The organism is Rhizobium sp. NLR8a (assembly GCF_019685235.1).
Classification (GTDB): Bacteria; Pseudomonadota; Alphaproteobacteria; order Rhizobiales; family Rhizobiaceae; genus Rhizobium.
Genome location: NZ_JABDWI010000024.1, coordinates 25,940 through 37,079 on the forward strand (window position 1 = coordinate 25,940; position 11,140 = coordinate 37,079).

12 protein-coding genes and 2 pseudogenes are annotated in these 11,140 nt (G+C 60.3%); 11 read left to right on the plus strand and 3 right to left on the minus strand.

Annotated elements, in window-relative coordinates:
• Positions 1-12 precede the first annotated feature (12 nt).
• The 6 genes from HJC04_RS30925 (at position 13) to HJC04_RS30950 (ending at position 4,745) form a co-directional block, all read left to right on the plus strand.
• Positions 13-783 carry an amino acid ABC transporter ATP-binding protein gene (locus tag HJC04_RS30925; protein WP_221124568.1) on the plus strand — a complete coding sequence of 257 codons (771 nt, stop codon included), beginning with the start codon at positions 13-15 and terminating at the stop codon, positions 781-783.
• Between the two features lie 315 nt (positions 784-1,098).
• Positions 1,099-1,848, plus strand: a complete 750-nt coding sequence (locus tag HJC04_RS30930; protein WP_210631930.1) for a GntR family transcriptional regulator — start codon at positions 1,099-1,101, stop codon at positions 1,846-1,848.
• 4 nt (positions 1,849-1,852) lie between these two features.
• The gene (locus HJC04_RS30935) at positions 1,853-2,638 is read left to right on the plus strand and encodes a transporter substrate-binding domain-containing protein (protein WP_221147793.1); all 786 of its coding nucleotides are present in this window, start codon (positions 1,853-1,855) and stop codon (positions 2,636-2,638) included.
• A 76-nt stretch (positions 2,639-2,714) separates the two neighbouring features.
• Positions 2,715-3,386 (plus strand): amino acid ABC transporter permease, encoded by a 672-nt coding sequence (locus HJC04_RS30940; RefSeq protein ID WP_210631932.1) that lies wholly within the window; start codon positions 2,715-2,717, stop codon positions 3,384-3,386.
• Positions 3,383-4,042 (plus strand): amino acid ABC transporter permease, encoded by a 660-nt coding sequence (locus HJC04_RS30945; RefSeq protein ID WP_184456575.1) that lies wholly within the window; start codon positions 3,383-3,385, stop codon positions 4,040-4,042. Before HJC04_RS30940 ends, HJC04_RS30945 begins: the two co-directional genes overlap by 4 nt.
• Positions 4,020-4,745, plus strand: coding sequence for an amino acid ABC transporter ATP-binding protein (locus HJC04_RS30950; RefSeq protein WP_210631934.1), 726 nt, complete (start codon positions 4,020-4,022; stop codon positions 4,743-4,745). Before HJC04_RS30945 ends, HJC04_RS30950 begins: the two co-directional genes overlap by 23 nt.
• On the opposite strand, the pseudogene HJC04_RS30955 reads toward HJC04_RS30950, so the two are convergent.
• The 3 genes and pseudogenes from HJC04_RS30955 to HJC04_RS30965 form a co-directional block, all read right to left on the minus strand.
• Positions 4,746-5,407: pseudogene (locus HJC04_RS30955) on the minus strand (ZinT family metal-binding protein).
• A 341-nt stretch (positions 5,408-5,748) separates the two neighbouring features.
• Positions 5,749-6,483 (minus strand): PspA/IM30 family protein, encoded by a 735-nt coding sequence (locus tag HJC04_RS30960; protein WP_221147794.1) that lies wholly within the window; start codon positions 6,481-6,483, stop codon positions 5,749-5,751.
• On the minus strand, positions 6,480-6,926 hold the full coding sequence (locus HJC04_RS30965; protein WP_210631936.1) for a YjfI family protein: 447 nt from the start codon (positions 6,924-6,926) through the stop codon (positions 6,480-6,482). The genes HJC04_RS30960 and HJC04_RS30965 overlap by 4 nt, the downstream gene beginning before the upstream one ends.
• Positions 6,927-7,029: 103 nt before the next feature.
• Here HJC04_RS30965 and HJC04_RS30970 point away from each other — a divergent pair.
• The 5 genes and pseudogenes from HJC04_RS30970 to HJC04_RS30990 all read left to right on the plus strand — a co-directional run bounded on the left by HJC04_RS30970 (position 7,030) and on the right by HJC04_RS30990 (position 10,942).
• Positions 7,030-8,084: pseudogene (locus tag HJC04_RS30970) on the plus strand (ion channel).
• Positions 8,081-8,740, plus strand: coding sequence for a YjfK family protein (locus tag HJC04_RS30975; RefSeq protein WP_221147795.1), 660 nt, complete (start codon positions 8,081-8,083; stop codon positions 8,738-8,740). The pseudogene HJC04_RS30970 and the gene HJC04_RS30975 overlap by 4 nt, the downstream one beginning before the upstream one ends.
• Positions 8,741-8,773: 33 nt before the next feature.
• Complete coding sequence (locus HJC04_RS30980; protein WP_221124572.1) at positions 8,774-9,175, plus strand: DUF350 domain-containing protein; 402 nt, start codon at positions 8,774-8,776, stop codon at positions 9,173-9,175.
• Positions 9,176-9,186: 11 nt separating this feature from the next.
• A complete protein-coding gene (locus HJC04_RS30985; RefSeq protein WP_210631940.1) occupies positions 9,187-9,783 on the plus strand; it encodes a DUF1190 domain-containing protein in 597 nt (198 codons plus the stop codon).
• Position 9,784: 1 nt separating this feature from the next.
• Entirely contained in the window at positions 9,785-10,942 is a 1,158-nt protein-coding gene (locus HJC04_RS30990) for a glutathionylspermidine synthase family protein (protein ID WP_221124573.1), read from the plus strand.
• Positions 10,943-11,140 lie beyond the last annotated feature (198 nt).

An 11,140-nucleotide genomic window follows, 5' to 3' on the forward strand; every position in this document is an offset into this window, starting at 1 on the left:
GGAGACTTTCCGATGGCCAAGACCATTCTCGACATCAAGGGTCTGCGCAAGACTTACGGTATCCACGAAGTTCTCAAGGGGGTCGATTGCGCCGTTCAGGAAGGCGAGGTCATCTCCATCATCGGCTCCTCAGGCTCCGGCAAGACCACCTTGCTGCGCTGCGTCAACATGCTCGAGGAATTCCAGGGCGGCACGATCCGCCTCGACGGCGAGGAGATCGGCTATCACGTCGACGGCGCGACGCGCCGGCGCAAGAGCGAGAAGGAGATTGCCCGTCAGCGCGCCCTGACCGGCATGGCTTTTCAGCAGTTCAATCTCTTCCCGCATATGAGTGCTGCCGAAAACGTCATGCTCGGCCTCGTCAAGGTGAAGAAGATGACGAAACCGGAAGCCCGCATCATTGCCGAAAAATGGCTCGAACGGGTCGGCCTCGCCGCCCGCGCCAACCATTATCCCGGTCAGCTCTCCGGCGGCCAGCAGCAGCGTGTTGCGATTGCCCGCGCAATCGCCATGTCGCCGCGGCTGATGCTGTTCGACGAAGTGACCTCCGCGCTCGATCCGGAATTGGTGGGCGAAGTCCTGCAGGTGATCAAGGGGCTTGCTGCCGATGGCATGACCATGCTGCTCGTCACCCATGAAATGCGTTTCGCCTACGAGGTTTCGTCGCGCGTAATCTTCATGAACCAGGGCGTCATCTGCGAGGAGGGCGATCCGAAGGAAATGTTCGTGCGCCCGAAAACCGAACGGTTGGCGGAATTTCTCAAAACCTCGAGCTTCCACTAAAACCGGCGACGGCGATGGGTTTGCCCCGTCACGCGGGATAGGGTTGTCTTCGACGCCGCAGGTGTTGGCGCGCACGATCGATTGACGACGACTGGCAAAGCGTTGCCCCGGTCCCGATCCGCAGGGTCGGGGGCAAGTCGGTCGGGCCTATGAACTTGCCCCGGCATCGGTGACAGGCCGATGCGGGGGAGGGGCAGCCCCGCATAAATTACAGTCAGTCTGCATGCCTGGCGGGCAAATTTTGCTCGGAGCATCCCAGGCATCTTGGAAATCCTCGGCGCAAAATTTTGGCACGAGCTTTGCTTCCTGTCTTGTATGCAAGATAGCCACGCATCCGAGACCACGCAGAAATCCATTGAGGCAACGATCGTCTCCGGGATCCTTTCTGCCAAGATTCGGCCGGGCACGCGTCTTGGCGAAAATCAGCTGGCGGCGCTCTTCGGCGTGTCCCGAACCCGCGTCCGTGAAGCCATGATGCGTCTGGAGACACGCGGCATCGTGCATGTCAGCCCCCGGCGCGGCTGGTTCGTCGTCGAGCCCTCCGCTGAGGATGCGATCGCCGTCTATGATGCAAGGCGTGTCGTCGAGGCCGGATTGCTGCGCAGCATGGGCGTGCTGACGGAGGAGGGACGCAAGGCTCTCGACGCCCATCTGAACGCGGAGCGGAACGCGATGGCGGCGGGCGACCGCCAGCGCCTGACCTATTTGATGGGCGATTTCCATATCCGCATTGCGGAATTGAGCGGCAACACGATCATCGTCGACATCCTGCGCGACCTGACCGCAAGGACGATCCTCATTTCGATGCTCTATCAATCCGAATTTCATGCGGCGCAGTCCCATGAGGGGCACTGCCGTATTTTCGAGGCCATGCAGGCAGGGGATTTCGTCAGAGCCGCGGAGCTCTCCGTCGAACATCTTGATGAAGTGGAGATGGGCCTCGACCTCACGGCGCGTCCGGATCCGCTTTCGGATCTGCGCAATTCCCTGTCGCTTCCGCCTAAGGCCGCGTTCTCCATCTCCCAGCCGTCAGACCCAAAAATCACACCATCAAAGGAGCAATGAACACATGCTGACCAGACGGATCTTCTTCGCAATCGCGGCTCTCGCCGCGGCCTTCAGCTTCAACTCGCCGTCTCACGCCGATGCTCTTGCCGACATTACGGCGCGCGGTACGTTGCGTGTCGCAGTCCCGCAGGATTTCCCGCCTTTCGGCAGTGTCGGCACCGATATGGCGCCGGTGGGCTACGATATCGACATGGCCAATCTCATTGCCCAAAAGCTTGGCGTCAAAGCCGAACTTGTGCCGGTCACGAGCGCCAACCGCGTCCCCTATCTGCAGACGAACAAGGTCGATCTCGTCATATCGAGCCTCGGCAAGAATGCGGAGCGCGAAAAGGTGATCGATTTCTCGGTCGCCTACGCGCCCTTCTTCAACGGCGTGTTCGGTCCGGCCGATCTTTCGGTCGCCAAGGCGGAAGATCTCGCGGGCAAGAGCATCGGCGTCACACGCGGCGCCGTGGAGGATCTCGAGCTGACGAAGATCGCGCCGGCCGATGCGACGATCAAGCGTTACGAGGACAATAACGGCACCATCTCGGCGTTCCTCTCCGGCCAGGTCGACATCATTGCTACCGGCAACGTCGTGGCGGCTGCGATCCTCGCCAAAAACCCTCCCAAGCGCCCTGAGCTGAAGTTTCTGATCAAGAACTCGCCCTGCTACATCGGCCTCAACAAGGAACAGTCCGCGCTTCTGGAGAAGGTGAACGGCATTGTCGCCGCCGCCAAAGCCGATGGCAGCTTGAATGCGATATCGCAGAAGTGGCTCGGTGCCGGTCTGCCGTCCGATCTTTAAGGAAACCAGGGTCTCGCGCATGTCTCCTGCGGCCGCGGGATGACATGCGCTCCGTCACCGCGAGAGGGGACATTCCTTGAGCTACCATTTCGAATTCGGCTGGCTGCTTCAATATTATCCCGAGATCATCAAGGGTGTGCTGATCACCCTGGAGCTTATCGCGATCGGTGGTGTGCTCGGCATTTCGCTCGGCATCGTCTGCGCTTGGGTGCGGGCGCTTGGCCCGGTCTGGCTGAAGCCGGTCGCTGCGGCCTATGTGGAACTGATCCGCAACACCCCGTTCCTGATCCAGCTTTTCTTCATCTTCTTCGGTCTGCCGTCGCTCGGCCTCCACCTTTCAGAATTGACAGCCGCCAATCTTGCGATGGTCGTCAACCTTGGCGCCTATAGCTGCGAGATTATCCGCGCCGGCATCCAGGCGACGCCGAAAGGCCAGTTCGAGGCAGGCGAGAGCCTCGCCATGACGCGCTTCGAGACTTTCCGCCATGTCGTTCTCGTGCCGTCGCTGCAGCGCATCTGGCCAGCGCTGTCGTCGCAAGTGGTCATCGTCATGCTCGGCTCGGCGGTCGTATCGCAGATCGCCGCCGAGGATCTGACCTTCGCCGCGAATTTCATACAATCGCGAACCTTTCGAGCCTTCGAGGCCTACATCGTCTCGACATCAATCTATCTCGCGCTGGCGATCCTGCTCCGGCAGGTGCTGGGCCTGATCGGCTGGTTCATTTTCCCGAGGAGAGCAGCACGATGATCACGTTCACGCTCTGGGACATTCTGCGCAACCTGCTGCTTGCCACCCGCTGGACGATCCTCCTTTCGCTCGTCTCGTTCGTCGGCGGCAGCCTGGTCGGCTTGGGCCTGCTGTTCCTGCGCATCAGCAGGCGCAAGGCCGGCCGGGCGTTTGCGAAATATTATATCGAGCTCTTCCAGGGTACGCCGCTGCTGATGCAGCTCTTCATCGCCTTTTTCGGTCTCGGCCTCTTCGGAATAGACGTGCCGGCCTGGCTTGCGGCGGGATTGGCGCTGATCCTATGGAGCGCCGCCTTTCTCACCGAGATCTGGCGGGGCTGCGTCGAAGCGGTTGCGAAGGGGCAATGGGAAGCCTCCGCCAGCCTCGGCATGGGCCGTCTGCAGCAGATGCGCTACGTCATTCTTCCACAGGCGCTGAGGATCGCCATACCGCCGACCGTCGGTTTCTCCGTTCAGATCATCAAGGGCACGGCGCTGACCTCGATCATCGGCTTCGTCGAATTGTCGAAGGCCGGCACCGTGGTCACCAACGCCACCTTCCAGCCCTTCACCGTCTATGGGCTCGTGGCGCTCATCTATTTCGCCCTTTGCTGGCCCTTGTCGAAAAGCAGCCAGATCCTGGAGAGAAAACTCAATGTCGCTCATCGAAATCACTGACGTCCGCAAGAGCTACGGATCCAACGAGGTGCTGAAAGGCATCAATCTGAATGTCGAGCCTGGCGAGGTCATTGCCATTATCGGCAAGAGCGGCTCGGGCAAATCGACCCTGCTTCGCTGCATCAATGGCCTGGAGACCATCACCGACGGTTCCATCTCCGTGGCCGGCGCACAGCTTCTCGATGACGAAGTTCACCTGAAGGCGCTGCGTCTGAAGGTCGGCATGATCTTTCAGCAATTCAATCTTTTCCCGCATCTGACTGCCGGCGGCAACGTCATGCTGTCGCAGACGGTGGTCAAAAAGACACCCAAGGCCGAAGCGGAAGCGACCGCCCGCAGGATGCTGGAGCGGGTAGGTCTGGGCCACAGGTTCGATGCCTATCCGGACGAGCTCTCGGGCGGACAACAGCAGCGCGTCGCCATCGCCCGCGCGCTCGCCATGCAGCCGACCGCCCTTCTTTGCGACGAGATCACATCGGCGCTCGATCCGGAACTGGTCGCCGAAGTTCTGGCCGTCGTGCGCGAACTTGCCGCCGAGGGAATGACGCTGCTGATGGTCACGCACGAGATGCGGTTCGCCCGCGACGTCTGCAGCCGCGTCGTCTTCATGCATCAGGGCCGTGTCCATGAAGCCGGTCGGCCGGAGGATGTCTTCGCCGATCCGCAAACTGCCGAGCTCAGGCACTTTCTCGGTGTCAGCTAGTCAGTGGCTCAGCATCTCCTCGGCGATCTGTTTCCCATTCAGGCTCGATGGGTAATAGGTCGGCCAGTTGGTGACCTCGTTCAGTAGTGCGGCACGGTCGTTGCCCCAATAGAGATGGTAGTGATCCGCCTTCTCAGGGGCGACGAGGTGGTCGCTGAACTGAATGAACTGCGGTGCGGCGTCATCGCCGGCGCTTTTCCTGAAGATGAAACGAACCCCTCGATTACCCTTCTTATAGGTGAGGATTTCGCGGCCATCCGTCTCGTAGTCTCCGCTGACGGAGTCCTTGCCACGGAAAAGGTAACCTTCTTTCCGTTGATGACGATCCGGTCGACGTCGGTCTTGTATCCCGTGTCGTAGTAGGCACGATATTCTCCGGCGCTCTTATCGCCATGTCTCGCCTTGTCGGCCATCACCGGATCCAAGGTTCCGTCGACAAGAAAGGGGTAGATGGACTGCCAGTCGTCCTCCCAGTCCGACAGTTCACGCGCCTTTACCTGATCGTCGTCGAAATACCCATCATACACCGACCCCTGTTTATCGTGGGAATGGCTGTGGCTGTGATTGTTTCCCGAAGATGTCTCAGCGCCTGCCATTCCTGCAAAAGTCAATGTTGCGGATACAGCCAGTGCGTAGCTGAGTGTTGTGATCGCCTTGTTCATTCGCTGAAACCCTTCTGACTGGCCGGCACGGCTTGTGCCCGTCCAGTGATGTAATAACATAACAGTGGCCAATTAGCGTGCTTTGACGGCAAGCGCAAGGCGGAAATCGCCGATGCGCATCGCCTCGATGACCATTCAAATGCATGACATTCAAGTGAATTCGGGACGCGCCCGTCGCTGCAAGAGCTCCGGTTCAACCCGCATCGATGTCGAAACCCGGGATCGTGCTGGTGTCATGGGCGCGGTCGGCGAGCGCGGGCTTGGCCGGCTGCAACGTCAGAGTTCGGCGTGCGGCCGCTCTGTCTTCGATCTCTCCGACAGGGCGGCCGCTCCGGGTATTCTCAGTCCTTGTTGCCAGCGGGCGGCGGGAGCAGGACGGGCTCGGCCGAATGCTTTGGTGCCATCAACTGTGCAAGGATGTCGTCCGCCGATTCACGGGAACCGCCAATGCCGGCCTCGCGCAGCTGACGGTCGAGATCGCTGCCGTTTTCCAGCGCGGCCAGTTCCTCGCCGGCCTCGATGCGCCCGGCCGTCATTTCCTGGCGCTTCTTGATGCGTTCGAGACTTTGGACGGCGCTGCCGAGACGGGTATTGATGCCCGACTGGTTATGGGCAATCGCCGACTGAGCGCGCAGCAGCGACTCGTTGGCTTTGACATTCTCCACCTCGCGTTTCATCTGAGCGATCCGCGATTCGGTTTCCTGGATCGTGCGCAGCATCTGCTGCTGGCGGGGCAGCAGCCGGTCGAGCTCTTCCTGGTCTCGCTGCGTTTCGGCGCGAATGTTGGCAATGCGCTGAGCGAGACCCTGCGCCAGATCCGTGCGGCCCGCTGAGATCGCCGCGCGGGCGCTGTCGGTGTCCTTGGCTTCCTTCGCGCGGTTTTCTTCAAGCCGGCGCATGACGCTCTTGTTCGACGCCATGATACCGGCCAGATCGGATCGCGCCCGGCGCAGCGACTGTTCGGCATCGCGGATTTCCTGGTCGAGAATGCGCATCGACTGGCTGTCGGCGGCCGCTTCCGCTGCCTCGTTAATGCCGCCGCGAATGGCGGTGAAAATCTTTCCCCAGGTGCTCACGCTGCAATCTCCCCGCTTTTCCATTCTTCAATCATGTGTGCGGCGTCGACCGCATTGGCAGCCAGAATGGCGACTTCCTCGACCACGGTTTCGGCCGACGAACGTGCCGACAGCGAGCCGAACAATTCGTACCATTCCTCACCGTCAATCGTGGTGATGCCGAAGCTCGACAGCGGCACGAACTTGTGCGTCTTGAGAACCATCCGTTCGAAGGCCTCCCGCTTGGGCACGTCCTTGCATGGCACCAGGACAACGCTGACAAGAATATCGCGCTCTCCGCTCACCGCGACGAAGACGTCGAGATCGCCTCTTTCCTTGAGAGTTACGCAGATAACGTCCCCATGTTCCGGCACGGCTACATCCACATCGCCCAGCGCTTCCGGGTCGGCTGCGAACAGGCGCGTTAAAGTGGTAAGGCTCCAGGTCTCCAAAAAGTCCTCCATCGGTTAGAGCGTCGCAAATATCTGGGTAATCGGTTTACAACTTAAAGGTCTAGCGCGCGAAATAAATTCCGGTAGGTAGGGGTCAGCAACGGGGGCGAATCGCTTGCCATTTATCGCTTCATTACTGCGGCGTGTATATCTGTCGCTCGGCGAATTGGCGTGGTCAGCCCTTCTTGTTATCCTCGTTGTGCATCTGGTTACTTCCTATTTGCTCTTTATGCTGGCCGGGGAAGGCGATCTCGTCGGCAACCCGGTCGACTTTCTTTACTATTACATGATTACGGCAACGACTGTCGGTTATGGCGATCTTTCCCCAAAATCGGGCCTCGGCCGGATCATTACCGTCCTGGTCGTTCTGCCCGGTGGCATCGCCATCTTTACCGCTGTTCTTGGCAAGTTGTTGACAGCGATCGGTACGATTTGGAGAAATCGCATGCGCGGATTGGGTGATTACAGCGAACGCACCGGTCATATCGTCGTTTTGGGATGGCAAGAGGGGCAGACATGCCAGACGTTGCGGCTGCTGCACTCCGAACGGCATGCCAACGAACCGATGACGGTTCTGGTCGCCAGGGATCTGCCGGAAAATCCCGCCAGCAATTATGCCGACTACGTCCGCACGGAACGGCTTGCCGATGCCGACGCTTTGTTGCGGGCCGGAGTGGCCCAGGCGCGGGCAGTCATCGCCCGCGGCGCAAATGACGATGAAACGCTGGCCGCGGTGCTGATCGCCGAGGATCATGCGCCCAATGCCCATATCGTCGCCTATTTCGCCGACGACCGCACAGCACAGATGGTCAAGCAGCGTCGGCCGCGTGTCGAGGCGGTGGGTTCCCTCGCCGAGGAGCTTCTGTCGCGTTCCGCACGTGATCCGGGTTCTTCGGAAATCGCCGCACGGCTGTTGTCGGCTGCCTCCACCGACACGGCCTTTTCCCTGGCGGTGCCGGCCTTGCACGCGCCGCTCTCCTATGGCGACATGTTTTTAAGCCTCAAGCGTCGGCACCATGTGACGCTCGTCGGCATGCTGAGCCACGGCGTAACGGACCTTAATTGCCGGGACGAGACGCTGATGCGGGGCGGCGAGACGCTTTACTACATCAGCGAAATTCGGCTAGATCCCGCTGCCATACCTGGGCTCGAATGGGAGACGTGACATGATCGGCTGGTTCGGCGGAAACAAGAGCGAGGGGGCCTTACCCGAAGAACTCGGCCCCTTGAGTGCGGCCATCGGCGGGGCACTCGAGATCGATTTCCTCTCGCTCGAAGCCGATGCTTTGGGCGGCGAGCCTGCCATGCCGCTGCCGCGAAGCGGGCCGTTCATCATTGCCGGCTACGGTGAGGTTTCGCTCGACGCCGCGACGGTTCTGTCGCGCTACTACGATGAAGAAAACCGGATGATTCAGGTGATGTCGGCGTCGGGTAAGCCGGGTGAGGCGATCGACGACATCAGCTTTTATCAGCCTTGGGACAGCGTCGTGCCCGCCGGCCAGAGCGAATGGAACCGCTGGACCGGGCCGGGCGGCCTGATCGGCCAGCCATCCTATGATGCTGACGGGATCCTCTATAACCGGTTCTGGGGCGACGGTCCGGAACGGGCGCAATTGGTGGAATTTGTTGAAAAGGTCAGCGATGGTGAAACGCAGCGCTCCATCCATCAGACCTGCATGCTGTATTACCGCCCGCTTGGCTCGACGCGCGAAATGCTACTGATCAATGTCGAGCGCGACCTCGATTTTGGGCAGAGCCAGGCGGGCAGCTCAGTGGAATTTCTGATCGGTTATGGATTGGCTCCGGCCGACGTTCGTCGCGTCTGAGGGACCGATCAATTTCAACGGAGGACTTTTTCGATGCTCGACTACGTGGCGGGCCTGCCTGCTTTCCTTGGTTATTTCGCCATCGGGCTCGCCGCCTACGGCGTTTTCGCGGTGATCTACACCTGGTTGACGCCGCAACAGGAGGTCCAACTGATCCGGGCGGGCAATCTTGCTGCCGTCACCGCGTTCTTAGGCGCGCTTGTCGGTTTCAGCTTGCCTCTGGCTTCCGCCGCAGCCAATTCCGTCAGCGTCATCGATTACATCATATGGGCGGTGATAGGCACTCTGGCGCAGATCCTTGCTTTCTACATCGCGAACTTCACCATGAGGGACCTGCATGAAAAAATCACTGCCGGTGATATCGCGGCGGGCCTGTGGGGCGGCGGAATAGCGCTCGTCATCGGTCTGCTCAACGCTGCCTGCATGACCTATTGAGGGAGGGAAAAATGCGCAGACGTATGAGCGGGCACAGGCGACCTTTGCTGGCCCTTGGCACCATCGCCGCCTCGACACTGGCGCTGTCCGGGTGCGGCGAGGAGGCCCCTTCGGATATAATGTTCACGTCCGTCGACCAATGCGTGGCTGCGGGCATGGACCGGCAGGTCTGCCAAGCCAGCTATCAGGATGCGATGCGCGCCCATCTCGCCACCGCGCCGCGTTTCAACGGCATGGCCGCCTGCGAGGCCGAATACGGCAAGGGCCAGTGCACCGAACAGCCGGCCAATACCGTCACCAACAACAATACCGGCGGAGGCGGCAGCTTCTTCGTGCCGTTCCTGGCGGGCTACATGCTGTCTTCGGCACTCAACAATATCGGCGACTATTACGACTATCGCCGGCGCCAGGAGGCGAATGGCTCCTATTATGGCTCGACGCCGATTTATCGCAACCGCTCGGGGCAGACGGTCACAACCACCGTTCGCTCGGGTGGCGACAGCGTGACTGTGCCCGCGCGCCAGAGTGTCAAGCCGGTCAACGTCAATACCCGCACCGTTGCCCGGCAAGGCTTCGGCGGCCGTTCGTCCTTTAGTTTCGGCGGATGACATGAAACGCATCACCCTCCCGCCGCGTCCTGACTGGCGTGACAAGGCGCAGGCCGTCGGCTTCGGATTTCACGTCATGTATGGCGAGCCCTACTGGCTCGACGATGCCGCCTATACGTTCACGCTCGAGGAGATCGAGAAGCAGATCGAACAGCCGAGCCAGGAACTGCACGATATGTGCATGGATCTGGTCGGCGAGATCGTCAGCAGCGAAGAGGCGCTCGACAGGCTGGCCATTCCGGCGGACCTGCGTGATGTTGTGCAGCGGTCCTGGCAGCGCCGCGACCGGCACCTCTACGGCCGTTTCGATCTTGCTTATGATGGCAATGGCCCGGCCAAGCTACTCGAATACAACGCCGATACCCCGACCTCGGTGTTCGAGACGGCCTATTTCCAGTTCAACTGGCTGACCGATCAGATCGCTTTGGGTGTTCTGCCCAAAGATGCGGACCAGTATAATTTCCTGCAGGAAAGTCTTGTCGAGGCGTTCGATCAATTTCCCAAGGAGCCCATCTTCCATTTCGCCGCGATAACCGACAATGAGGAGGATCGCGGCACGACGGTCTACCTCATGGATTGTGCGGTGCAGGCCGGCCATCGCGTCGAGCTTCTGGACATTCGGGAGATCGGCATCGATGCGCAGGGCCGCTACACCGACCTCAAGGATCGGGTGATCGACCGCTGCTTCAAACTCTACCCATGGGAATTCATGCTGCGCGAGCCTTTCGCGCGCGAACTTGCCCGCTCGGGCGATGTTTTCGTCGAGCCCGCCTGGAAGGCCGTGCTCTCCAACAAGGGGCTTCTGCCGCTGCTCTGGCAGCGCCACCCCAATCACCCCAACCTGCTGCCGAGTTATTTCACCGACGACCCGGCGGCTTCGACCTTGACCGACTACGTGCGCAAACCACTCTTGTCGCGAGAAGGCGAGAACGTCTCGATTTTTCGAGATGGGCGGGAAGCGTTTTCCGCACCGGGCGATTACGGCGAGGAAGGTTTCGTTATCCAGGCCTATGCCCCGCTTTTCGAAAGCGATAACGGCTTTGCTGTGCTCGGCAGCTGGGTTGCCGGTGATCGCGCCTGCGGTCTTGCCGTTCGCGAAGACCGCGCGCGTATAACGGCCAATCTATCACGTTTCGTGCCACACGTCATAATGGAATGATTCTATATAATTCCCTGTGACTTCTAATGTAAATGCAACAAGGGCTTAAAGGCTACTACAGGGCAGGGAGATCAGCCCCCGATCCGACCGGCTGGGCCGGATTGCAGGGAGGAGCGGGGGCGGGTAGGACGCACCCCTTCGGCTTTAGCTTTGAGACTATGTCCCTCACCATTCATTCCGCAGCCTCCATCCGCGCCA